Source organism: Micromonospora sp. NPDC048842 (genome assembly GCF_040649935.1).
In the GTDB taxonomy this organism is placed as follows: domain Bacteria; phylum Actinomycetota; class Actinomycetes; order Mycobacteriales; family Micromonosporaceae; genus Micromonospora; species Micromonospora hortensis.
Window position 1 is genome coordinate 289055 of sequence record NZ_JBEZGK010000004.1, and the last position, 22959, is coordinate 312013.

General features: G+C 71.1%; 26 protein-coding genes. 11 read left to right on the plus strand and 15 right to left on the minus strand.

Going from position 1 to position 22959, the window contains the following annotated elements:
- Positions 1 to 20: 20 nt before the first annotated feature.
- Positions 21 to 947, minus strand: coding sequence for an LLM class F420-dependent oxidoreductase (locus AB0C19_RS08435; protein ID WP_357181365.1), 927 nt, complete (start codon positions 945 to 947; stop codon positions 21 to 23).
- A gap of 98 nt (positions 948 to 1045) precedes the next feature.
- On the opposite strand from AB0C19_RS08435, the gene AB0C19_RS08440 reads away from it, so the two are divergent.
- Both AB0C19_RS08440 and AB0C19_RS08445 read left to right on the plus strand, forming a co-directional pair.
- Positions 1046 to 1357, plus strand: coding sequence for a metalloregulator ArsR/SmtB family transcription factor (locus tag AB0C19_RS08440; protein WP_112699184.1), 312 nt, complete (start codon positions 1046 to 1048; stop codon positions 1355 to 1357).
- Complete coding sequence (locus AB0C19_RS08445) at positions 1358 to 1888, plus strand: SRPBCC family protein (RefSeq protein WP_357181368.1); 531 nt, start codon at positions 1358 to 1360, stop codon at positions 1886 to 1888.
- Between the two features lie 47 nt (positions 1889 to 1935).
- On the opposite strand, the gene AB0C19_RS08450 is transcribed toward AB0C19_RS08445, so the two are convergent.
- From AB0C19_RS08450 to AB0C19_RS08460, 3 genes are all read right to left on the minus strand, one after another.
- Positions 1936 to 2973 (minus strand): hypothetical protein, encoded by a 1038-nt coding sequence (locus AB0C19_RS08450; protein ID WP_357181371.1) that lies wholly within the window; start codon positions 2971 to 2973, stop codon positions 1936 to 1938.
- Positions 2973 to 3242, minus strand: coding sequence for a hypothetical protein (locus tag AB0C19_RS08455; RefSeq protein ID WP_357181374.1), 270 nt, complete (start codon positions 3240 to 3242; stop codon positions 2973 to 2975). Before AB0C19_RS08455 ends, AB0C19_RS08450 begins: the two co-directional genes overlap by 1 nt.
- A gap of 444 nt (positions 3243 to 3686) precedes the next feature.
- On the minus strand, positions 3687 to 4481 hold the full coding sequence (locus AB0C19_RS08460; protein ID WP_357181377.1) for a class I SAM-dependent methyltransferase: 795 nt from the start codon (positions 4479 to 4481) through the stop codon (positions 3687 to 3689).
- A gap of 59 nt (positions 4482 to 4540) precedes the next feature.
- Between AB0C19_RS08460 and AB0C19_RS08465 the strand changes: the two genes are divergently transcribed.
- From AB0C19_RS08465 to AB0C19_RS08475, 3 genes are all read left to right on the plus strand, one after another.
- Positions 4541 to 5014, plus strand: coding sequence for a GNAT family N-acetyltransferase (locus AB0C19_RS08465; protein ID WP_357181381.1), 474 nt, complete (start codon positions 4541 to 4543; stop codon positions 5012 to 5014).
- Positions 5015 to 5023: 9 nt separating this feature from the next.
- Complete coding sequence (locus AB0C19_RS08470) at positions 5024 to 5503, plus strand: hypothetical protein (RefSeq protein WP_357181384.1); 480 nt, start codon at positions 5024 to 5026, stop codon at positions 5501 to 5503.
- A 75-nt stretch (positions 5504 to 5578) separates the two neighbouring features.
- Positions 5579 to 6799, plus strand: a complete 1221-nt coding sequence (locus tag AB0C19_RS08475) for an MFS transporter (protein WP_357181388.1) — start codon at positions 5579 to 5581, stop codon at positions 6797 to 6799.
- Between the two features lie 6 nt (positions 6800 to 6805).
- Here AB0C19_RS08475 and AB0C19_RS08480 read toward each other — a convergent pair whose 3' ends face one another.
- Positions 6806 to 7399, minus strand: coding sequence for an HD domain-containing protein (locus tag AB0C19_RS08480; RefSeq protein WP_266304745.1), 594 nt, complete (start codon positions 7397 to 7399; stop codon positions 6806 to 6808).
- 104 nt (positions 7400 to 7503) lie between these two features.
- On the opposite strand from AB0C19_RS08480, the gene AB0C19_RS08485 reads away from it, so the two are divergent.
- The 3 genes from AB0C19_RS08485 to AB0C19_RS08495 all read left to right on the plus strand — a co-directional run bounded on the left by AB0C19_RS08485 (position 7504) and on the right by AB0C19_RS08495 (position 10558).
- Positions 7504 to 8268, plus strand: coding sequence for a hypothetical protein (locus tag AB0C19_RS08485; protein ID WP_357181393.1), 765 nt, complete (start codon positions 7504 to 7506; stop codon positions 8266 to 8268).
- A 75-nt stretch (positions 8269 to 8343) separates the two neighbouring features.
- The gene (locus AB0C19_RS08490; protein WP_357181395.1) at positions 8344 to 9288 is read left to right on the plus strand and encodes an RNA polymerase sigma-70 factor; all 945 of its coding nucleotides are present in this window, start codon (positions 8344 to 8346) and stop codon (positions 9286 to 9288) included.
- Between the two features lie 82 nt (positions 9289 to 9370).
- A complete protein-coding gene (locus tag AB0C19_RS08495) occupies positions 9371 to 10558 on the plus strand; it encodes an FAD-dependent oxidoreductase (protein WP_357181398.1) in 1188 nt (395 codons plus the stop codon).
- 62 nt (positions 10559 to 10620) lie between these two features.
- On the opposite strand, the gene AB0C19_RS08500 is transcribed toward AB0C19_RS08495, so the two are convergent.
- Positions 10621 to 11124 carry a hypothetical protein gene (locus AB0C19_RS08500; protein ID WP_357181402.1) on the minus strand — a complete coding sequence of 168 codons (504 nt, stop codon included), beginning with the start codon at positions 11122 to 11124 and terminating at the stop codon, positions 10621 to 10623.
- A gap of 70 nt (positions 11125 to 11194) precedes the next feature.
- Here AB0C19_RS08500 and AB0C19_RS08505 point away from each other — a divergent pair, with 70 nt between their 5' ends.
- Entirely contained in the window at positions 11195 to 11779 is a 585-nt protein-coding gene (locus AB0C19_RS08505; protein ID WP_357181405.1) for a hypothetical protein, read from the plus strand.
- Positions 11780 to 12251: 472 nt separating this feature from the next.
- Here the strand turns inward: AB0C19_RS08505 and AB0C19_RS08510 are convergent, their stop codons facing one another.
- The 6 genes from AB0C19_RS08510 to AB0C19_RS08535 all read right to left on the minus strand — a co-directional run bounded on the left by AB0C19_RS08510 (position 12252) and on the right by AB0C19_RS08535 (position 16582).
- Entirely contained in the window at positions 12252 to 13469 is a 1218-nt protein-coding gene (locus AB0C19_RS08510) for an Imm21 family immunity protein (RefSeq protein WP_357181408.1), read from the minus strand.
- 100 nt (positions 13470 to 13569) lie between these two features.
- On the minus strand, positions 13570 to 15000 hold the full coding sequence (locus AB0C19_RS08515) for a hypothetical protein (protein WP_357181410.1): 1431 nt from the start codon (positions 14998 to 15000) through the stop codon (positions 13570 to 13572).
- On the minus strand, positions 14997 to 15527 hold the full coding sequence (locus tag AB0C19_RS08520) for a SigE family RNA polymerase sigma factor (protein ID WP_357181412.1): 531 nt from the start codon (positions 15525 to 15527) through the stop codon (positions 14997 to 14999). Before AB0C19_RS08520 ends, AB0C19_RS08515 begins: the two co-directional genes overlap by 4 nt.
- A gap of 118 nt (positions 15528 to 15645) precedes the next feature.
- On the minus strand, positions 15646 to 15837 hold the full coding sequence (locus AB0C19_RS08525) for a hypothetical protein (protein WP_210820168.1): 192 nt from the start codon (positions 15835 to 15837) through the stop codon (positions 15646 to 15648).
- A 62-nt stretch (positions 15838 to 15899) separates the two neighbouring features.
- Entirely contained in the window at positions 15900 to 16208 is a 309-nt protein-coding gene (locus tag AB0C19_RS08530) for a hypothetical protein (protein ID WP_357181416.1), read from the minus strand.
- A 113-nt stretch (positions 16209 to 16321) separates the two neighbouring features.
- Positions 16322 to 16582, minus strand: coding sequence for a hypothetical protein (locus tag AB0C19_RS08535; RefSeq protein ID WP_357181419.1), 261 nt, complete (start codon positions 16580 to 16582; stop codon positions 16322 to 16324).
- Positions 16583 to 16763: 181 nt separating this feature from the next.
- On the opposite strand from AB0C19_RS08535, the gene AB0C19_RS08540 reads away from it, so the two are divergent.
- Entirely contained in the window at positions 16764 to 17285 is a 522-nt protein-coding gene (locus AB0C19_RS08540) for a hypothetical protein (RefSeq protein ID WP_357181422.1), read from the plus strand.
- Positions 17286 to 17376: 91 nt separating this feature from the next.
- On the opposite strand, the gene AB0C19_RS08545 is transcribed toward AB0C19_RS08540, so the two are convergent.
- The 3 genes from AB0C19_RS08545 to AB0C19_RS08555 all read right to left on the minus strand — a co-directional run bounded on the left by AB0C19_RS08545 (position 17377) and on the right by AB0C19_RS08555 (position 21869).
- Positions 17377 to 18246, minus strand: a complete 870-nt coding sequence (locus AB0C19_RS08545; protein WP_357181425.1) for a hypothetical protein — start codon at positions 18244 to 18246, stop codon at positions 17377 to 17379.
- Positions 18247 to 18289: 43 nt separating this feature from the next.
- Positions 18290 to 19009 (minus strand): hypothetical protein, encoded by a 720-nt coding sequence (locus AB0C19_RS08550; RefSeq protein WP_357181428.1) that lies wholly within the window; start codon positions 19007 to 19009, stop codon positions 18290 to 18292.
- A gap of 94 nt (positions 19010 to 19103) precedes the next feature.
- Complete coding sequence (locus AB0C19_RS08555; protein WP_357181431.1) at positions 19104 to 21869, minus strand: BTAD domain-containing putative transcriptional regulator; 2766 nt, start codon at positions 21867 to 21869, stop codon at positions 19104 to 19106.
- Between the two features lie 160 nt (positions 21870 to 22029).
- Here AB0C19_RS08555 and AB0C19_RS08560 point away from each other — a divergent pair, with 160 nt between their 5' ends.
- On the plus strand, positions 22030 to 22950 hold the full coding sequence (locus AB0C19_RS08560; RefSeq protein ID WP_357181434.1) for a hypothetical protein: 921 nt from the start codon (positions 22030 to 22032) through the stop codon (positions 22948 to 22950).
- Positions 22951 to 22959 lie beyond the last annotated feature (9 nt).

Genomic DNA, 22959 nt, shown 5'->3' on the forward strand with positions numbered 1-22959 from the left:
CCCCATGGCCACCGATCGACTCAGAGCTTTGCCATCACCTCGCTGGCGACCAGCTCCAGGTGGTCCAGGTCGCTGAGGTCCAGCACCTGGAGGTAGAACCGCTCGCTGCCGATCTCCGCGTACCTGCCGATGGTGTCCAGCACCTCGGCGGGAGTCCCGGCCAGACCGTTGGCCCGCAGCTCGTCCGGTTCGCGGCCGATGGCGGCGGCCCGCCGGGCCACCTCGGCGTCGTCGCGCCCGCAGCAGAGCACCAGGGCGTTGGACCAGACCATTCCGCCCGGGTCCCGGCCGATCTCGGCGCAGGCCGCGCGGACCCTGTCGAACTGCGCCGCGGTGTCCGGCACCGAGGCGAACGGCAGGTTGAACTCGTCCGCGTAGCGGGCGGCCAGCCGAGGGGTGCGCTTCGGGCCCGTCCCGCCGAGCAGGATCGGAGGACGCGGCTGCACGGGCTTGGGCAGGGCGGGCGAGTCCCGGACCGGGTAGCACCTGCCGTCGTGGTCGAACCGCTCCCCCGGCGGCGTGGCCCAGAGCCCGGTGATGACGGCGAGCTGCTCCTCCAGCCGGTCGAACCGCTCGGCCAGGGGCGGGAACGGGATGCCGTACGCGCTGTGCTCCTCGGCGTACCAGCCGGTGCCGATGCCCAGCTCCACCCGGCCGCCGCTCATCTGGTCGACCTGCGCGACTGTGATCGCCAGCGGGCCGGGCAGCCGGAAGGTGGCGGCGGTCATCAGCGTGCCGAGCCGGATGCGGCTGGTCTCCCGGGCCAGGCCGGCGAGCGTGGTCCACGCGTCGGTGGGGCCGGGCTCGCCGCTCACGTCACCCATCATCAGGTAGTGGTCGGAACGGAAGAACGCGCCGTAGCCGGCGTCCTCCGCGCAGCGGGCGACGGCGAGCAACTGGTCGTAGCTGGCGCCCTGCTGGGGCTCGGTGAAGATCCGAAGTTCCATGATCCGAGCATAGGGAGCCGATCGGCGGTGCCGCGTCGGGACGGCGACTGTCGTCGTATGCTTTGACAGTCATATGACGGAGAAGGCATATTGGAAAGGTGTCCACCGACGCCTTCACCGTCCTCGCCGAGCCCACCCGGCGCCGGATCCTCGATCAGCTCCGCGACGCCGAACGCAGCGTCGGCGAGCTGGTCGACGGGCTCGGAGTCAGCCAGCCAGCCGTCTCCAAACACCTGCGGGTGCTTCGCGACGCCGGCTTCGTCACCTGCCGGACGGCCGCCCGACAGCGGATCTACCGCCTCGACCCCGGCCCACTACGGGACGTCGACGGCTGGCTCGACCCGTACCGGCGACTCTGGGCCCGACACCTGGACGCCCTGGAACGGCACCTCGACAGTCAGGAGCAGTGAATGGACCGCGACGCGTTCCGCCCGAGCCCACCCGCCGACGTGCGCGCCGAGCCCACCGACGGCGGCGCGACACTCGTCTTCGTCCGCGACCTGCGGCATCCGCCGGCCGCCGTCTGGGCGGCACTGACCGACCCGGCCCAGCTCGCGCAGTGGGCGCCGTTCCTCGCCGACCGCGACCTCGGCAGCGCCGGCGCCGCCGTCCTCACCCTCATCGACGGCGAGACCACCCAGGAAGACCCGGCGGCGGTACGCCGGGCCGAGCCGCCGCACCTGCTGGAGTACACCTGGGGCGACGACCTGCTGCGCTGGGAGCTGAGCCCGCTGGGCAGCGGCACCCGGCTCACCCTGCGGCACACGGTCGCCGACCGGGGCATCGTGCCGATGGTCGCGGCCGGCTGGCACCTCTGCCTCGACGTGGCAGACCGGTTGCTCGACGGCGACCCGGTCGGCCCGATCCGCGGCGCGGAGGCCAAGGATTACGGCTGGCCCGAGCTGCGCGACGCGTACGCCGAACGGCTCGGCGAGGGCTGACCGGTGCGGTCCCGGCGGCCCCGGAGCCCGGAGCCGCCGGAACCCGCTCAGACGTACGGCCGCTTGGCGTACGCCTCGCGGAGCGCGGCCAACCCGACGGCCTTCGGCGTCAGGGTGCCCCATCCGGAGTTGAAGTAGTTGGTGCGCACGATCCGTGGCCCACGCTCGGCGTTGAGCTGAGCGATCGCCGCCGGCACCGTGGCGATCCAGGCCGCCTGGTCCGGGATCTCGGCCGACCTGACCCCCCACTCGGCGATGATCACCGGTCGGGACAGCGCCACCGGGCCAAGATCCGCGACCGCCCAGTCCTTGGTACGCCGAAACCGGGCCAGCGCCGTGTGGCTGGCGTTGGTGCCGTACGCGTTCCACTGGAGATAGTCGAGGCGGGACATCAGCGACTCCGGGTGGGTGCGCTGAAAGCAGGCCCGGTCGAAGCCGCCCAGCCCCACCGAGAAGGTCGTCCCGGCCGGCAGCGTCCGCGCCTTGAACCACGTCAGGATGTAGTTCATCGCCTGCACCGCCCGAGCGTCCGACTCGGCCCAGGTGTATGCCTTGCCGTCCTCGGTGGTGCCGAACTCGTGATCGGTGTCCAGTTCCGAGGCGAGCTGGATGTTCACCCCGAAGCCGAGCGTCCGGTACTGCGACAGGGCACGGGCCAGCAGCCCGTCACACTGCCCCTTGAGCACCTGGCCGTACCCGTACGCCTTCGGCCAGGTCGCGCCGGGGCGCTGCTGGATGGTCATCGTCGGCGCCGGCACCGTGTAGCTGGTGCCGTCCACAGCGAAGCTCTGCGGTCCGTAGTTCGGAGCACCGTAGTGCTTCAGCTCCAGGACCATGTTCATCTGCACCCCGGCCTTGCCCAGGCTGACCAGCCAGGGGCGGTTGTAGCCGGGGAAGATGTAGCCGTCGGCGAGGCTGCGGTACTGGGTGAGCGACCGGAAGTTGCCGCCGGCCATGTCGGCGGTCGGATCGGCACCGCCGGAGAGGTAGTAGCCGCCGAGCACGGGTTGGCCCAGGCTGTAGTCGGCGGCGGCCGTCGCGGTGTTGCCGGCGGCGTCGCGGACCTGGACGGTTACCCGGGGCATCACGCCACCGACCGATACACGGCCACGGAGCCGTTGTCGGAAACCCGGGTCCAGGTACGCCCGGAGTTGTCGGTGACGGTCACCGCGAGCGGGTCGATGACCGCCGTGACCTTGACCGGCGCGCTGCTGTTGCCCTGCGCGTCGGCGACCACGATGGTGACGGTCAGCGGTTTGGTGTCGGCGTCTGAGTAGGTGACTGTCAGCAGCATCTGGTCACCCGGCGCGAAGACGGATGCGTTCAGGGCTGCGGTTGCAGTGGGAGCGGCCATGTCGGGCCCTTTCTTGCTCGGTCGCCGGGGCTCCGGCGCGCGGTTCAGCGACGCCGGACCCTGGCGGGGTCCACAGTGCGAAAGGCCGGCGGGGCACGGGGACGGTAGGCACTACCGGCGGACGGAGTTACCTGACTGCCGGTGGTGCTGACGTCCTTGTCCCGGTGGGCGGAGGCACCGCCGCGGGCGCCCGCGGTGGTGTCGGTGACAGCCACGGCCTGTCGTACGCGCGATCGGCACGGCGGCTGTGCCGTGACCGCCACGGCTTCGAGGCCGGGCTGGGTGAGGGCGGCGCCGGTACGGACGATGTTGTCCCCACCGGTCCGGAGGATCGGGATGTGGCCCGCCACCCGTCTACCTCCACCTGCCCCAAGGGTGCTCTACCTGGGGCTTTACCGTCTTGTCCGAATTGCGACAAGGGCCCGGAAGGGCTCGGCGCGACTGTTACTCGGGCAGCGTGCCGCGTACGGCCCAGGCCCGCGCGGTGAGCCGGATCGAGCCGTCCGGCTCGACCGGCAGCCGGGTGGCCAGCGACTCCCGCAGCGCGGCCCGGTCGGATTCGGCCAACGTCGCGACGTATCCCGGCGCCGACCCCTGACCGCCGAGGAACGGCGTCCAGTAGTCGGCGAAGTCGGTGAAGGTCGTCGGTACGTCGACCGGCCAGACCGACACGTCCCGCAACCCGGCCCGCTCCCACAACGTGCGGAGCGCGTCGGGCTGACACACAGTGGTGCGGTTCCCCTCGTTCAGCTTCGCCGAGGCCCTGTCGAGCTGTGCGGCGGCGGCCCAGAAGTGCCGCATCATCGCCATCCCCTCGGCGTAGTCCCAGACGTAGGCGGCCACCACCCCGGCCGGCCGGACCACCCGGGCGAACTCCGCCACCGCCCGCTCGGGCTCCGGCACGAAGTTGAGCGTCAATCCGCTGACCACCACGTCCGCGACACCATCGGGCAGCGGCAGCGCCAGCGCGTCACCGACCTGGAAGGCCGCCCGGGGGTCGGTGACCCGGGTACGCGCGACAGCGACGAAACCCTCCGACGGGTCGATGCCGGTTATCTCGACGGGGTCGCTGTGGCTGAGGATCGTCGAGGTCAGTGCTCCGGTGCCGCTCCCCACGTCGAGCCAGTGCCGCCCCGGCGCAACGGCCAAGCCGCGCAGGAACTCCACAGCGACCAGGCGGCTCCACCGACCCACGTACGCCTCGTACGCGTCACCGTTCGCCCACACCGGCTGCACCATCGGAGAACGATACGACAGGCCCCGCTGCTAGGACACCGGGCCGCGCTAACTTACTGATCATGGCGGACTGGGAGCTTCGGCCGGCCTCGGCGGCGGACGTCGAAGCGGTGGCCGAGTTGCGGGCGGTGGTGCTGCGGGCCGACCTGGAGCGGCTCGGGCGGTACGACGAACAGCGGGTACGGCAGCGCCTGCGGGACCGTTTCGCGCCGGCGTACACCTGGGTCGTCGAGGTGGACGGCGCGTTCGCCGGCTGCGTGGCGCTGCGGCCCGACGCGGACGCCAACTGGCTGGAGCACTTCTACCTGGCCCCGCTGTTGCAGGGCAGTGGCATCGGCACGGCCGTGCTGCGCGAGCTGCTGGACCGGTGCGATCGCGCCGGCACGCAGGTGCGTTTGAACGTGCTGCGGGGCAGCCCGGCCCGGAGGCTGTACGAGCGGCACGGCTTCGCGGTCGACACCGAGGATCCGGTGGACGTGTTCATGGTCCGTGCTCCCCGGACGATCACCGCCGAGGCCCGGACGCTGTCAATGTAGCGTTGACAGATGACGGCGGAGCTGGCTCGGTTGGCGGAGGTTCGCGCTACCCGCGCCCGCCTGGACGAGCAGGAGCTGGAGATCATCGACCGCGCGCGCCACGACGGTGCGACGTGGGCCCAGATCGCGACGGCACTCGGCCTCGGCAGCAGGCAGGCCGCCGAGCAGCGTCGCCAGCGGCTGATGGCGGCGCGGTGGTCGCGGCGGCAGCGGCTCGACCTCCGGATGCCTCCGCAGATCGCGACGCTGCGGGCGGCGGTGGCCGACCTCGGCCGGTGGATCGGCGCCGATCAGCGGTGGGACAGGCGATTTCGCCGAGCGGCGCTCGTGCGGAGCACCGTGGACGCCGCGTTGGACGCCACCCCGGGCTCGCTGCACGCGTTGGCAGTGCTCCTCGCCACCGATCTCGCCGAAGCGGGTGAGCGACTGCCCGCGCCCGCTCGAACCGCCGCGACGAAGATCGACGTCGCCCTGTCAACGGACCGTTGACAGGGTGCAGCGGCATTGCCCGTGCGTCGCTCAAGCTTGAGGATATGAGTCACCTCGACTCAACTCGGAGTGCTCATGCGTCGCAACGCGGGCCTGTTCGTGGCGATCTCCCTGCTGTCCGGCTTCGGCAGCAGCGCCATGTCCCTGGTCGCCGGCATCTGGATCCTGGACCTCACCGGCTCGACCAGCCTCGCCGCCCTCGCCGGGCTCTGCGTCTACGCCCCGGTGCTCGCCGGCCCGTGGCTGGGCGGCCTGCTCGACCGGGCACCCCGGCGGCCGCTGGTCATCGCCGTCAACCTCATGCTGGCAGCCACACTGCTGGCGCTCCTCGCGGTACGCGGGCCGGGGCAGACCTGGCTCATCTTCGCCGTCTCGTGCGCCTACGGCATCAGCTACGTGCTGATCGACGCCGGCGAGACGGCGCTGCTGCCGTCGGCACTCGCGCCGACCGAACTCGGCGACGTCAACGGGTGGCGCTCCAGCGCACAGGAGGGCATGAAGCTCGTCGCTCCACTGGCCGGGGCCGGCCTCTACGCCTGGCGGGGCGGCCACGCTGTCGCCGTCCTCAGTGCGGCAATGCCGATCCTGGTCGCCACCCTGTACGCGCTTCTTCGCCTGAACCGGACGCCCGCCGCGCGACCCACCGAAGGCGGCGACGGCCCGCGCGCCGGCTTGGTGGTCCTGTTCGGACAGCGAGCGACACGGCTGCCGGTCGTGCTCGCCGCGATGTCGATCGCCATGTCCGGCTTCACGACGGCGGGGATCTACGCGATCGTTGTGACCGAGCTGCGCCTGCCGACGACGTTCCTGGGTGTGCTGGCCGGCGCGCAGGGCGCCGGTTCCATTCTCGGTGGCCTGATAGTCGGCCGGCTCATCGCGGCACGAGGTCCCGGTGCCGTCGGTGTCGTCGGAACGGCGCTGTTCGCGATCGGCTGCCTGGCGCGCTGCCTGCCGTGGTGGCCGGCCACTGTCGTCGGGGCGGTGGTGGCCGGCGTCGGGCTGCCCTGGACCCTGGTCGCGGCGGTGACCGCCGTGCAGACCCACACGCCATCGGCGCTGCTGGGACGGGTCTCCGCGACGGCCAACACCGCGATGTTCGGACCGCTCGTCGTGGCGATCCCGCTCGGCTCCGCGGCCGTTCACCTCGGCGCCCGCCCGCCGCTCATGACGGCCGCGGCGATCTGCCTGACCGCAGCGGTGGTGGCCAGCCTCCACGACCGGTCGACGCCGTACGACGAGACACCGACCGCGCGCCCACCACGCCGATCGGTGGGAACGGGTCCGGCGAGCCGCTGACCGGGGTCACCCGCGTACCGGATGGGTCGCCTGGAAGGCGAGTCGACGGTCCGCGTCGGCGGCGATCCGGTCGAGGATGTCGTCCAGGTCGAGGAAGACCGACCAGCGCTCCCGGCCGGTGGCGTGGGCCAGCCGGTCCACGAGCAACTCTTCCAGGTCCGTGACCCGCTTTCCCTTCCACACCTTGTCGGCCACGCTGACCAGCAGGTCGTCGACGCCGACGCCGTCCTGGTGCCAGGACGCGTGGTCGCGCGCGAACCGGGCCGACGACTCGGCGACGCCGTGCTGGAGCAGCAGCTCGTAACCGGCGGGCTCGTGGGCGGAACCGGGCCCGGACAACTCCTCCGGGTGCCGGACCTTGCCGATGTCGTGGGTGGCGGCGCCGAAGAGCACCGCCTCGCTGTCGAACGGGAGTTGCGGGAACCGGTGCGCCATCGCGTCGGTGAGCTGCGCGGCCACGTCGTGCACGGCCCGCAGGTGCGCGGCGAGGCGCGGCGGCGCGTCCAGGGCCTCCAGTAGGGCGACGACCTGGTCGGGCAGGGGCCGTAGCGGCGGGTCCGCGGGTGCGGTGAGGGCTCGGCGCAACGGATCGGACGTCACCGCGGCAAGGGTACGACCACAGCGCACTCCCGGCCCCTCCCGCGGGACATCCAGAGCTGGTTGCGCTCGGCTACGCTCCCCCGCACCAGGGAAGGGGTCCATCGGTGCGAGATCGACTACGGCAGGTCGCGATGGTGCTGCTCGGCGCGGCGCTGTTCGGCACCGCCGGCCTGAGCCTCGGCTCCTGGTACGCCGGCCGCGGCACCGTGCCAGTCAACTTCGACCGGGTAGAGAGCATGGCGGCGGAGTTGCTTCCCGGCACCGAGTCAGTCGGCTCGAGCGTCGGCCTCAACTACGTCCACGGTGCCCTGGGCCCCGACGACTTCGGCTCGGCGTACGCGGAATACCACTACGTCGACGCTATAGCTGACGAATGCAGGCACTCCGAATTGGTACGGCGCAACGCCGCCGCACTGGGTTGGCAGGGCAACCATCGGGTCACTGGCACGCCATGCGATGGCTGGCGGGCCGAACGGGACGGGCTGACAGCCACGCTCACCCAGGTGGACCGCATGGCGGTCCTGAGGTTCGTGCCAGCCGCGCCGGACGGCTACGTCACCGTCATCCTCATTGCCACCGTCCCGGGTGCCGCGGCCGGCGCGGTGCTGTTCGGGCTGGCGGGACGGCGACGTCCACCCGTACCCCGACTGGTTGGCACGCTGGTGACGATCGTCCTCCTCCCGGGCGTCGTCCTCACCTGGCAGGGCCTGTTGGCGAATGGATTGGCCGAACCGACGTGGCCGGTCTGGCCCGCCCTCGCTCCCGTGCTGGTGCCGCTGGCGCTCGTGCTGCTGCTGGCCGGGCGGATCTTCTACGTGGGTCGGCGGAAGCCGAGCCGGGTCTCCGGCCCCAGCACGAGCCAACCCTGAACCGTCCGCTGTCCGCTGTCCGCTGTCCGCCGTCCGCCGTCCGCCGTCCGCCGTCCGTCTGGATACTGTCTAGTCATGCCGCTCAGTCCGGACGAGGTCGAGGTGTTCGAGCACTCCAGGGCCCGCCTGGAGGCGATCGCCTATCGCCTGCTGGGCTCGGCCAGCGACGCGGAGGACGCCGTCCAGGACACCTTCCTCCGCTGGCAGGGCGCCAACCGGGAGCACGTCGAAACGCCCGAGGCGTGGCTGACGAAGGTCCTCACCAACGTCTGCCTCAACCAGCTGACCTCGGCGCGGGCCAGACGAGAGACCTATGTGGGCACGTGGCTGCCCGAACCGGTCCTCGCCGGGGACCGGATGCTCGGCCCGCTCGACACCGCCGAGCAACGCGAGTCGGTCTCGATGGCGGTGCTCACCCTGCTGGAGCGCTTGTCGCCGAACGAGCGCGCGGTGTACGTGCTGCGGGAGGCCTTCGGCTACTCGCACGGTGAGGTCGCCGCGATCCTCGGCATCAGCGAGTCGAACTGCCAGCAGACCTACCGGCGTGCCAAGCAGCACGTCACCGCCGAACGGGCCCGCGCGGAGGTCGACCTGGCCACCGCCCGGAAGGTCGTCGCGGAGTTCCTCACGGCGGCCAACAACGGCGAGATTCAGCGGCTGGTGGAGTTGCTGACCGACGACGCGACGAGCACCGCCGACGGCGGCGGCAAGATCCCGGCCCGGTCCGCGCCCATCGTCGGCGCGCTGGCGGTGGCGAAGTTCCTGCGTGGCCTGTTCAAGCCCGCCGATGTCAAGCGGGACCTGGTCGGGGGCAGCCCAGCCATGTACGTCACCACCGCCAACGGCGCTCCGGCAGTGGTGGTCGTGATCGACGACCGGGTCATCGGCGTGATGTCGGTGCAGGTGACGCCCGAGGGTGTCACTGCCATCCACAACCAGGTCAACCCCGACAAGCTCGTCCGCGCCACCCGGCAGTGGTCCGCCTCGGAGCACGAGGAGCCCACCCTCCGCGTCTGGTGATCCAGCTCATAGCCAACTCCTGTCAGGAATCGCGTCGCTGTCCGGTTCAGGAAGCGACCACCACCGAGACAGGAGTGCCACCATGAAGCACCGCATCGTCGTCCTCGGAGCGGGTTACGCCGGAGCCATGGCCGCCGGGCGCCTCGCCAAGCGGCTGCACCCGGACGACACCGAGATCACCCTCGTCAACGCCGACGCGGACTTCGTCGAGCGGGTCCGCATGCACCAACTCGCCACCGGACAGGACCTCACACCACGCCCACTGAGCAAGGTCTACGCCGGCACCGGCGTCAACCCTCGACGGGCGCGGGTCACGGCCGTCGACGTCGACCGCAGGACCGTCGCGCTGGCCGACGACAACGGCACCGACGAGATCGCGTACGACACGCTCGTCTACGCCCTCGGCAGCGTTGCCGCCGACCACGGCGTCCCCGGGGTCGCCGAGCACGCGTACGACATCGCCGGCAGGCCCTCGGCGCTGCGGTTGCGCGACCGCCTCGCCCACCTCGCGGCCGGCGGGACCGTGCTCGTCGTCGGCGGCGGCCTCACCGGCCTGGAAGCGGTCACCGAGATCGCGGAGACCCGGCCGGACCTCGATGTCGCGCTCGCCGCGCGCGGGGGTCTCGGCGACTGGCTCAACGGCAAGGCGCAGCAGCACCTGCGTGGCGTCTGCGACCGGCTCGGCATCACGGTGCACGAACACACCGACATCGCGCGGGTCGAGGCGACCGGTGCTGTCACCCGAGACGGTCGGGAGATCCCGGCCCAGGTGACGGTGTGGACGACCGGCTTCGCCGTGCACCCCATCGCCGCCGCCACGACCCTGACGGTCGCGGCGACCGGACAGATCATCGTCGACTCCAGCATGCGGTCGGTCTCACACCCCGAGGTGTACGCGGTGGGCGACGCCGCGATCGCCGAAGGGCCGGGCGGCAAGCCACTGCGGATGTCCTGCGCCTCGGGCATCCCGATGGCCTGGCAGGCCGCCGACGCCATCGCCGCACGCCTGACCGGTCGGGCGAAGTTCCCCAAGGCCCCGCTGCGCTACTTCAACCAGTGCATCAGCCTCGGCCGCCGCGACGGCATCATCCAGTACGTGACCGCCGACGACCGGGCCAGGCCGGCCCAGCTCACCGGGAAGCTGGCGGCCCGCTACAAGGAGTTCGTCTGCGCGGGCGCCGCGTGGAGCATCGCGCACCCGGTGCTCTACCCGGTGCGCCGCCACCGCGTCGTCCCGACCAGAACGGAGATGCGCACGGCCGCGTCCTGACGGGTGGCTGAGGCGCGGCGCCCGGCTCCGGTGCCGCGAGCCAAACCCGGCGGGCGGCGGCGTCAGTGTCCTCGCGGGTTGACCGAGGGCGTGTTCCTCTGGAGATACCGCATCAACGACCGCCTGCCCAACTTCAACGCCGCGCTGGTGACCGCCTGATCGCGTTGAAGGGAGAGTTCGGCAAACCGGGCTCGCACATCGGTCAGCGGTTGGTGTGGAGCCCAGATGGTCCGGAAGGCCCTGGCCTGGTCGGCCAGGGCCTGGTTGGCCGCAGCGGAGGTGAACGCCACTTCGCTGCGGTGGGCGGCCCCGGAACTGCTGGCCACCGAGGCGAGGCCGGCGGCCACCAGGGCCGCGATCGCGGCCGCCGTGCCGAGCTCGGCGGAGGCCAGCCCGGCCGCCCCCGACGCGCCGGCGAGGACCGCCGACGAGACAGTGGTCAGGGTGTTCCAGCGTTGCCAGAACGCGGCTTGCCTCCGTTGAAGTGAAGCCCAGGAGTCGTGCCGCTGCTCGAGCAACTCGGCTTCGGCGACGAAGACGGCGCGCTCCCGCTGCTCCCCATCCATGCATCACATCGTGTCAGAGGTCCGCACAGCCGCCTCCTGACCGGACATGTGCCAGCCCTAGGCTGTCGCAATGGCGGCGGAACATGTGGTGATCGATCTCGACGAACACGGTCCTGAACCGGCCGAACGGAGTGGCAGCACCCACGGGAGCGTCGCGAACAGGCGGAAGATACTCCTGTCACTCGTCGCCGCCTTCGCGATCGGTGTGGTGCTCGGCGGCATCGGTGTCGGCGAGTTGCGCGACTCTCGGGCACAGCGCGAGCGGTCCACTGTGGTCTCGCTCGTGGCCCTGCCCGAGTCGGGCTTCTCGGGAGGCTTCAACAGCAGGGGAACCGTCCTGCTGAACGGGCAGCTGACACTGATCAACACCGGCCCCGCGCCGATCACGATCCGCGCGGTTCAGGCAGAAAGGCCGGGCGTCCAGGTACGGAGTATGGGCCAGGCCCGGCAGGTCCGCCCGGGTGGCACCGGCCAGATCCCCGTCGAACTGCAACTGGAGTGCGCGAAGGCGTTCGAGCTGGAGCCGTTGTCGGTGCGGTTCTCCGTCGAGACCGAGGACAAGCGGCTCAGAGAGGCGCGCTACCCGGTCGCTCTCGTCGGGAGCGCCTGGCACGAGGACGCCCAGAGCCTGTGCGAGCCCCGACTCGACTCATAGCCGGGGCGACCCACCTCCCGGTGGCTCCTCGAGGTGCGAGGACCCGCCGCGAGGCGACAGAAGTCCGGCCGTGTGGGTGTCGGGCGGGCCGGAGTCCCGCTGGGCGCCGGCCCGCCCGCATTCGCCCGAAGCCGATTACCAGCCGTGACCCCAACCGGCTTGAGCCGGCGCGGCCATCCAGGTGGCCGCCAGGATGGCCCCGACGGCCGCTGCGTAGATAACACGACGGATTCGCATGATGTCTCCCTCTCCAGGGGTGTGTGTCGCCGCTTGAACAGGCGACAGCGCTGACCGAACGTTGGAGGCCCCCACATGTCGGCGACTTCATCACCCATGTCGTTCGCCGGCGTCCGGGTGATTGGACGTCAGCGTATTGCCGCCAGTTAGGCATCCACTACGGTCGGTGCTTGTTCCGAACAGCTATGCGGCCGTCCGGGCTGCTCACCGGCCTGTTCGGACCTGTTCGGGCCGCTCAGACCGGCTGCGTCTGCTCGACCAGGTGGACCAGCATCAGCGCCGTCCTCTTGTCGGGTTGCACAAAAGCGGTCCGGATCAGGTACGTGCCACGAGCCAGGTCCACGGTGAGGTGGGTGGTGTGCTCCAGCCCGTCGCCGGTGTAGCCGGAGTCGAACAACTCGGCCGGCCCGCTGGTCGTCCACGTACCCGCGTCCTCCCAGCGGGCGATCCTGACCGCCCGGGGAACGAGGCGGACGACATCCGCCTCGGAGGCGGCGTAGAGCCACCGTACGAAGATCCGCCGGTCCGGGAGGTACGTGGTGGAAGCCGGCTCGTCGGCCAGAACGAGCGCCTGGACGGCACCGACGTCAAGCACCCCCACGTAACCGTCGACCCGGCAGGCCCGGTCGTAGTCACCCCAGGAGTCATCGTCGTCGACCGACGCGCCCCTCCACTCGCCGAGCGCCGTCGTCGGCACGACGATGAGCGGCCCGCCGCCCGACTCGACCCACTGCAGCAGGCTGGCCGGCGTGCGCGTACGAGCGAGGACGCCCGCCAGGTCGGTCATGTCGGTGACGATCGCGTCGGCGCCGGCGGCGGTGAGGCGTTCGGCCTTGCCGGGTTTGTTGGCGTACCCGATGCAGGCGACACCGGCTGCGCGGGCGGCTTCCACGTCGGTGACCGAGTCACCGACCAGAACAGCGGCATCGGGTGCGACCTTCAGCTCTTGCAGGGCCCGCACAACGGGCGTCGGGTTGGGCTTCAGCAGATCGGGGTGCTCGCCTCGCCCGATGACGGCGGCGAAGTAGCGGGACCGGTCGCGGCGCCCGAGGTAGGCGTCGATGGCGGCGGCGGAGTTGTTGCTGACGATGGCGAGGGGGCGCCCGGTCGCCAGGCACGCCGCGACCAGGTCGAAGGCTCCGATCGTGGTCTCCGCGGACGCCGCTGCCTCGACCTCCGCCGCCGCCAGGGCCGCACCGACCTCCCCGACCAGCTCGGGCGCGAACACGGCTGTCGCACGGAACAGCTCCAGCGGGTCGTCCCCGTCGCGCAGTTCGTCGGGCAGGACGACGCCCCGGCTGAGGATCAGCTCACGCAGGTCGGCGGCGATGCGCGGCGCGGCCCTGCTGCCGAAGAGGCGGCAGATCGGACCGTCGAAGTCGACGAGTACGACTTCGGCCCGCTCGGCGATGTCGGCGAGCCGGTCGGGCGGCCGTTCCGCCTCGCTCGTCACCATGCGCTCCCACAGGCCGTCTTCGCCATTAAGGCTGTCGATCCTAGAGACCGACGTGGGCCGAGCCGTCCTCGGACGGCTCGGCCCACCTGCCGCTGCGTCACTGCGTCACCCTGGTCGCCGGGCTGTCGCCGGGCAGACCTCCCGCGCTGCTGTCGGTCTCCACGGGCGGCAACGGGGTGGTCCCGAGGACGCCGCCGTCCCTGCCGTACGCGGTGAGAGTGGCCGCCTGGTCCGGTGGCACCCGGGTGGTGCCGGCGTTCGACGCGTCGAGGGCGACAGTGGCCGGGGGCGCGTCTCCGACCGTCACAGTGACGCGGGCCGCGTCCGGCGGGGCGATCACCCGCACCTCGCCCGTGGCGGGACGGGCACCGTCCTCGGTCCGGACCCGCCAGCCGATCGGTCGCTGGTCGGCGCCCTCGGCCGGCAACAGCAGCCGCAGGTCGGTCCACCAGCCGGTCCGATCGTCGCCGTGCATGGCGTACGCGATCACTCCCCCGCCAGCCGGCTGCACGGTGAGCAGCGCGCCGGCCTGGCCCTGCTCGCGGCCCGACCACCGCAGCCGAACCGTCGTGCCGACGGCCGGGAGGTGGCTGTCCTGCAATGCCGTACGGACGAAGTTGCGGAGATTGGCGTCGTCGAGCGGCGTACCTCGGTCGGGTTGGCGAGCGCCGCTGAGCAGGGTGTTCATCTCCGGCCCGGTCGGATCGATCCCCGCGTACGGGCCGCCGCCCAGACCGCCCTGGAAGTACACCCGGTCGCCGCGGCCGACCCGGACGACGGGTTCGTGCGGCAGGGGTTCGGGCGGCAGCACGGCGAGCCCGACCCCGCCGCCGTCCGCCCTGGCGATGTCCTGGTACTCCACAGTCCCCCTCGACGTGTATCGAGGTTCGCCACTGATCGTCACTGTGGATTCGGGCGGGCCGACGGCGACCGCGAACCCGGCCCGGTCGGGGTGGGCCTGCATCAGCGTCATCACCGGGACGTCGTCACCCTCACTGTGGCCGCCGTACCGCATCTGTTCGGCCCCGGCCCCGGCCGGACCCACGTACCAGACCAGTGCCTCCCTGGTCAGCAGGCCGAACCGCAGCGGCACCGCGACCAGCGCGACCCGGTGGCCCGGCTGGTCACTGCCGTAGATCAGACGGATCCGGTCACGATCGCCGATCTTCCAGGCACCCACCGGGGCGTCGATTCGCACCGGCGGATCGGCGCTGATCCGCGCTCGGAGCGTGTCCAGCCAGGCCCGGTCCCCGGCCAGCGCGCCCCGCGGTGGCGCGTCGAGCAGCGCCGTCGGTGTGGCGGCGACCGCGATGCCAGGTGCCCATCCGGGCAGCGGAACCACGTTGGTCTGGACCCCGACGAGCGCGACCCCGACCGCGGCGGCCAACGCGGTGCGGACCAGCCGCGTCCGCTGGTGCCGTCGCTCCCGGCGGACGAACCCGGGCCAGGGGTCCTCGGGTACGTCGACGCCGTGCGCGGCCTGCCGCAGCGCCGGGCTGAGCGTCGAATTGGCGAAGCTGCCGGTCATGCCAGTTCCTCCTCTAGCCGTGCCGGGGACTGAGCGGCGGGCGGGGCGAAGTCGCTCCGCAGCCGGGCCAACCCGCGCGACGCCTGGCTCTTCACCGCGCCGACGGAGCAGCCGAGGACCTTGGCGGTGTCCGCCTCGCTCAGATCCTCGAAGTAGCGCAGCACCAGCACCGCCTGCGTCCGGGGCGGTAATCGCCGCAACGCGGCGAGGAGTAGTTGGCGCTGCTCCACCTGCACGTACGCGTCATGCGCCGGCTGGCTGTCGGAGGTCAGCAGCGGCACCTCCAACGGCCGCCGCCGACGCCGCCAGGAGATCGCCGTGTTCACCATCGCCCGGCGTACGTAGACCTCGGGCGCGTCCCTGCGCAGCACCCGACCCCAGCGCCGATGGGTCTTCTCCAACGCCGACTGCGTCAGGTCCTCGGCTGTCCCCCGGTCACCGGTCAGCAGGTAGGCCGTTCGGAGCAGCGACCCCCACTGTCGTTGGACGAACAGCCGAAACTCTTCGTCGTCCTCGTGCCGACTCACGCCACCTCCAGGTCGCGTCCACCTCGCGTCTCAGTGCGGACGCAGAGTGAGACGCCACCTGCGGCCTCCGGGGTTGAGTGGAGGATCGCACGCCAGGCAGATCCGGGTCTGTCGGTGGCTACCCGGGTGGGGCGAAGATCTGGGCGCCGATCATGGTGAACGTGCCCACCGCCATGATGATCGACCCGAGCGCGGTGTGGACCGTCAGGGCCAGCACCAGCCCTACCAGCGCGACGCAGGCACCGACCACGAAGATGGCCCGCTGCCTCCGAGTCATCCGGAACCAGGTCCGTTCGCTCCTCCTCGCCATGCCAGCAGCGTTTCACGATTCACAGCACAACGCCGCGCTCGCAAGGTGTTCAAGCGGACGACTCAGTCCTCTGGTTGTTGACCCGTAGACGGCCCGTTTGACTCAGCCTGGCGCTCGGCCTGCCAGATGGCGTGTCCCTTGAGCAGGTATCCGATCCAGTAGACCGCGAAGAGGATCAGGAAGCAGGCAAAGAACACTCCCGAGATGATGCTCGCGAGAACGAACCCTTCCCTGCCGTCTGCCAACCCATGCGCCGCGAAGCCAACGAGGCCCAGGACAAAAAACATGACCATGTAGAGCGGCAGTGTCGAGCTGTCGGCTGGGTGGGGCGCGCGAGGCAACCACGGGGCGCGAGGCTCGTTGCTGATCACTTGACGAGTATCAGGGACGCGCTCGGCCAGAGCTACCGTCCGTCCCTACCGGACATGCGTCGACGCTGTCGTCCGATAGCACCACTCCCCTGCTCAATGGGGTTCGATCCGGGTCAGTCCGCCTCGATGCCGGCGGCTCGCAGGATCTGGCGGACCCGTTCGCGGCTGTAACCGGTCCGCTTCACGAGATCCACCTGCCGTGCGCCAGCCCGGTGCTCCGCAACCATGGCATGGTGCAGCTCGGCGCGGGCGTGGTCGACCCGGGCGCGGGCATCGGCCTTGATCTGGCGGGCGGCCTGCGCGGCTTGTTCCTCCGCCTGGGGTAGCGCCTCCTCGGCGGCCTTCAGCGCACGCATAGCCCCGTCGAGATCCACTTGGCCATCTTGTCCGGCACCTACCTAGGCCAAGCGCATCGGGGTTATCATTTGGCCAACTGCATGAGTTCAAAGCATTGGCCTATACAGATACCGTAAGTAGTTGGCACTGGTAGATGCGTCCCCCGGTTCGCGCTGCGAACGCTGACCGGGGGACTTGATCGCCCCAGGGAGGCGACCCATGACCAAACTACCTTTCGCGCTGGTCGACTGCGGAAAGCCTGCGGCCCTCCGAATCGAGGTCTACAGCCAAATCGGGACCGAGTCGTTGGACGGTGTGGCCTACGTCTGCTCCGCCCATCCGAGCGCGGCGACCGACGCCATCACGGCGGCCGGGTTCACCACTGCCCTGGCCCAGATCACACAAGACGTGGAACGGCGATGCGGGTTTGTGCACGTCTTCCCCACCGGGACGCTGGCGGCAGACGCCCGGCACCCCCGCTGGTGTGGCCGCGACGGGTGCGACCGAGGCAGGGAACACCGGTCCCGGATCTTGGACGTGGACACCAACCGACCCGAGACATCGGTCATCATCCTGGGGTTGGTGCAGACCACCCGTCCGACGGCCGAACCGATGGTGGTGATGACCGCGACTGACGGCACGGCGTCCAACCAGGTGGTGTTGTCCATCGGCCAAGCGCGCGTCCTGCGCTACCGTCTCGGCGAACTGGTCAACGCGGCCGAACGCGGACGCACTACATAGTCATGAACGCAAGCGTGGAATCCCGCTCCGCACCGACCGGCGAGGTCGATGCGGAGCGGGACCGCTGACGGTCTAACCGTCAGAACCCCCATCAAAGGGCCGAGCACTTCCAGGTCTTGCCACCATCCTTCGAGTTGCACCACACGAGGACCTTGCCGAGGACCGGAGAGGTGAAAGTGAAGAGGTGGCCTCTGTTCTTCGAGTACACGACGCCGGACTTCTCGGCGATGTCGGCCAGCGCCCACCCGGGGTCCGGCCCGGCCACTGTCGCCACCCGGCGCATCGACTCGATGTCCTTGCCGTCGAGGAGCATCTTGATCTCGTCCGCCGAGGGCTCACGATCGCCGATCAGCGTGTCGACCGTGTCCGGGCCGTCGACGGCGACGCCCTTGGCCTTCTCGAAGGCAGCCTTCGTCCCACCGACCGTGGTAGCGCCGGCGAGGTCGAGGGTGAGGATCAGCTCGCCCGTCCGGCGCGACAACAGGCACTGCCAGATGGTCTTGCCCGAGGCGACGCACATGGTCAGGCACCACTCCCGGCCGTCGGGGGTGGACGAGGAGAAGAGCAGGGACGTCGGTGTCCCGCTGTCGCCGCTGCCGTCGTACGCGCCGTCGGCGAGGTCGGCCATGGTCGCGCCGAGGACGTCCCGGCTGCCCGGAATCGTGCCGACGACAGTGACACCGTCGACCTCCTTGCCGGCGGCGAGCGCCGCGAGTTGGTCACCGGTGAGGTTCCGCCCGCCGGTGTCGACGGCCAGCACCTTGTCCAGGTCGCCGACGGGTCGGCCGGTCAGGTCCTCGAACTGTTGGAGCATCGTGCCCGGGGCACCAGGGTGGTCGGTGATCGTCGTCCGGGCCTCCCCCTCGGCGGCCTGCGACGGGGCGTACGAAGCGGTCAGCCCGACGATCAGGGCGGTCGTGACGATGGTGGCGCGCCTGGTGATGTCCCGCAGAGTTGTCATCCTGTCCTCATCTCGGTGATCGGTGTCGGCGGGGTGGGACGGGCTACCACTGACACGTGATCACGTCGCCGAAGTCGTTGGGGGAACCCGCGTCGCAGTGGTCGTCGATCCACTCACCGATCTCGCCGATCGTGTCGACGATCCAGGCGAACACCGACTTGATCGCGCCCCAGATGCTGAAGTAGACGACTGTCGTCTCGGGTGTGCCGCCGGCCTCGTCGATGACGTCCTTCGTCGACATGGCGGCATTGGGCTTCTCGATGATGTCAAGCACCCGTACACCGGTGTCGTCCTTGCCTGCCAGCAGCGCCGCGACCTGCTCCGGGGTCCGCTCCTTGCCGTCGTCGACGGCCACGATCGCGCGGTCGACCAGCACCTCCCGGCTGCCGCTGACGGCCTGGGCGATGCCAGCGATCTCGCCCACCGTGAGGTCGTTGCCGAGGGCGGGGCCGGTGAACCGCCGGACCGAGACGGCACCGGATGGCTCGATCTGGATCTCGTTGGCCGTGATCATGTCGTCCGCCTCGAAGGGCGCCCAGGCGAACGTCCACTTCCCGCCGACGCAGCGGAAGGGGTCGTACTCCCGGCCCTCGGGCGCGGTCTCGGTACGGAGGATCTTGCCGCGCTCGTCGACGTGCTGGACCACGCAGTCGGCGCCCTTCTGCGGCGGCTTGTCGGTGTGGGCCACGGCGGCGGAGGACATGGCCAGCACCGTCCCGCTGACCACCCCGATCACCGCGAGGCGGTGTGCCAAACGACTCATCGAACGCTCCATTCCTGGTGCGGAAGAAACTGGTGTCCGAAGAGTGGCTGGCTGCGCTGAAGCGGCCCGGAAACGGCGCTGAAAGCGGAGTACGTCAGTGCAGCCGCGTGGCGTCGAGCTGGTCGAGGTCGGCGCGGATCGAGTCGGCGTCGGCATCGCCGAGTTCGTCGAGGATCGTCAGGGCCCGGCGCCACGCGCCACGGGTGGCGCCGAGGTCGCCGAGCGCCCGGTGGCTGCCGCCGAGATTGACGTACGTGCTGGCTTCGGCGTACCGGTCGTTGACCTGTGTGAAGAGTTCGAGGGCGTGCTCGTAGCACGCGATGGCGCGCCGGTCGTCCCCGAGCTGGTGGTGGGCGTGGCCGAGGCTGTCCCAGGTGTCGGCCTGCCCCTGGACGTCGTCCACCTCCTGCAACATCCGCAGCGCCTCGCCGCACGATTCAAGCGCGTGCTGGTAGTTGCCGAGCAGCGCTTCCTGCCAACCGACAGCGTTGAGGGTGTACCCCTGCCCGGCCCGGTTCCCGGTCCCCCGGAACAGGGTCAGCGCCCGCCGGGAATGGCGCAGCGCCTGCTGGTGCTGCCCCTGCCGCTCGGCCAGTTGACCAAGGTTCAGGCAGGTGTGCGCCCGTCCGGCGTCGTCACCGACCTCGGTGAACAGGTCGAGTGCGCGCCTCAGGTGGTCGTCGGCCTCGTCGTACCGTCGGAGCCGGGAGCAGGCGAGACCGAGGCTGCGGTGCGCGTGGCCCTGCCCCGCCTGATCCCCGATGCGGGACGCGGCGGCCAGCGCGATCTGTTGGGTGCCGAGCCAGTCCTGCCAGTGCCCCTGCCTGTGCAGGAAGCCGGCCATGGCCCAGGCGAGCCGCCACGCGTGTCCCTCGAACCCGGAGCGCGCCGCGAGCGGTACCGCGGCGAGCAGGACGGGGACCTCGGTGGTGAACCACGCCGCGGCGGCCGACCGGCTCCTGGGTCGCTCCGGCGTCACACCCGCCGGGGGTGGCGGGAGGCTGATCGCGCTGAAATGCGGGTGCAGTGCCAGGTCGGCGGCGTGGGCGGTGTGCAGGCAGTGGTCGAGCAGCCGGTGGATGGCGGCCCGACGCTCGGCCGGCGACTCGGCCTCGTCGGCGAGGCCGGCCGCGTACGCGCGCAGCAGGTCGTGGAACGCGTAGCGCCCGTACGTGTGCTCGGTGAAGAGGTTCGCCCGGGTCAGCTCGGTGAGCAGGGGACCCGTCGCCTGCTCACCGACGCCGGCCAGGCTGGCCACGGCCGGGGCGGAGACGTCCGGGCCGGGATGCAGGCTCAGCAGCCGGAACAGCCGGGCCGCGGCTGGGCTGAGCGTCCGGCACGACCAGGAGAAGACCGCCCGTACGTCGGTGGCCTCGTCGCCTGCGCGGAAGGCGTCCAGGTCGCCCAGTTCGCCGGCGACGGCGGCCAACGAGAAGTGCCTGTTGGTGGCGGCTCTGGCGGCCACGATGGCCAGGGCGATGGGCAGCCGCGCGCACCGGTCGGCGATGGTGTCGGCCGCGGCGGGTTCGGCGGCGACCTGACGCTCCCCGAGACGGCGGACCAGCATGTCGCGGGCCTCGCCGGGGCTCAGCAGGTCGAGGGGCACGGGTTGGGCGCTCTCGGTGACGACCAGCGGAATGAGCTGGTCGCGGCTGGTGACGATGGCGAGGCAGTCCGGTGAGCCGGGCAGCAGCGGGCGGACCTGTTCCGCGTCGCGGGCGTTGTCCAGCACCACCAGCAGTCTCTTGCCCGCCACCGTCGTGCGGTACAAGCTCGCCATCGTGTCCGGGTCGCGGGGCATCCGGGCCACCGGAACGCCGAGCGCCTCCAGGAAGCCGTGCAGCGCTCGCGCCGGTTCGGTCGGTGTGGCCGCCGGGTCGAAGCCGCGCAGGTTGACGTACAGCTGCCCGTCGGGGAAGCGCTCGGCCACGCGGTGCGCCCAGTGCAAGGCGAGAGCGGTCTTGCCGACGCCGGCGGTCCCGGACACCACGACGGCGCCGCCCCGGTCGACCAGCGCGTCGAGGGCCGCCAGCTCCGCGCCGCGTCCGGTGAACGTGGGTACGGGGGGAGGCAGCTGCGCCGCGACCCGCTGTGGTGCCGCCGCGGCCGGTGCGGCGATCGCGCTGTCCTGGCGCAGGATGGCGCACTCCAGGTCACGTAGCCGCGGACCCGGGTCGAGGCCGAGGTTCTCCCGCAGGTTGTCACGCAGCCGCCGGTACGTGGCGACCGCCTCCCCCTGGCGGCCGTCGCGGTAAAGGGCGAGCATCAGCTGCGCGTGCAGGTGCTCGTCGAAGGGGTGCTGTCGGACCAGCCGCTCCAACCCGGGAACGAGGCCGGCGTGCTCACCGACGGACAGCCGGGCCTCGGCGAGCGATCGCTCGGCCTCCAACCGTAGGCGCGCCAGGTGTTCCGCCTGCTCCTCAAGCCACGCCGACCCGGCCACGTCGGCCAGCGGTGGGCCCCGCCACAGTGCCACAGCGGCCGTCAGGTGCCTCACCTGCTCGTTACGGTCCGTCGAGCGCCGGGCCAGCTCGATGAGGCGCTCGGCGGCCTGGACATCAGTGGAGTCCGGCCCGGTGTCGAGCAGGTATCCGGGCTGGCGCGCCACTATCGACAGGGGCTCGCCGAGCACCCCGCGTAGGTACGAGACGTGGCGTTGCAACGTGTTCGCAGCGGTGGCCGGTAGCTGGTCGCCCCAGACCACGTCGATGAGCCGGTCGATGCTGACTACACGGCCGGCGTGCAGCGCCAACGTGGCCAGTACCGCCTTGCGGCGCACGCCGTTCACCGCCTGCGAGTTGCCGGCGACGACCACCTCCACCGGCCCGAGCAGCCTGACCCGCACGCCCGTACCAACCATCGAAATCACCGAATCAAACTAACGTCCCCAGCCCAGCAAACTCGATCTATTCGTCGCGTAATGGACACGATCCACCTCGCTCCTGCGGCGACACCAGCCGGGCAGCACGGCCGGGCCTCGGGAGCTAACCTCTAGCGCACCACTGAAGAGAGGGGCGCTGGTGAGCCATCGGCTGCGGCACGTCGCGCTGGTGCTGCTCGGTGCGGTGTTGCTGGGTACTGTCGGCCTGAGCCTTGGTGCGTGGTACGGCGGTCGCGGTGTCACGCCGCCCAGCGGCGACCAGGCGCAGAGCCTGGCGGCGCAGCTGCTTCCTGGAGCGGTGCCGGTCCACTCGGGTCGGGTCGCTCATGGCTACCGGTGGGGCGTCCATCTCGCTGCCGACGACCTGGGCTCGAGCCGGGACTCCTTCCAGTACGACGATGGTGACGACTGTGGGCTCTCCGAGCAGTTCCGGCGCAGCGCCCGGACGCAGGGGTGGCAGGGGCTCCACCGCGTCCCTGGCTACCTGTGCGACGGCTGGCGGGCCGAGCGCGACGGCCTGACGGTTGCGCTCGAATACTCTGCGAGCGGGACAGAGCTGACCATCGCACCGGCCGCGCCCGGCAAGTTCCTGCCCAGCACGGTCGCTGGCACCCTCGCCGGCGCCGCAGCCGGCGCGGCGCTGTTCGGGTGGGTGGCACGGCGACGTCGACCCGTACCCCTGCTGGTCTGCACCCTGGTGACGGTTGGCCTCCTCCCGGGCGCCGCCCTCACCTGGATGGTCCTGGGCCCGGGCATCGTCGTCGAGCCGGTCTGGCCCGTCTGGCCCGCTCTCGCTCCCCTGCTGGTGCCCCTGTGGCTCGTCCTCCTCCTGGTCGGCGTGTATGCCTTCCCGAAACGGGAGACCGAGACCGACAGCAGCTCTCGGGTCACGGTGGTGGTGGTGAGTGTCGCGTGCGCCCTGGCCCCCGTGGTGCTGGCCGCCGCGCTGCTTTTCATGTTCGTTGGAGCGCAGCCCAACCGTCCGACGGCCGGCGACCCCGTCGTGCCGTGGCCGACAGTCGATGGCCGGAATGTTCAACCGTCCCCGTCCCCCCGATAGGTGAGCGCA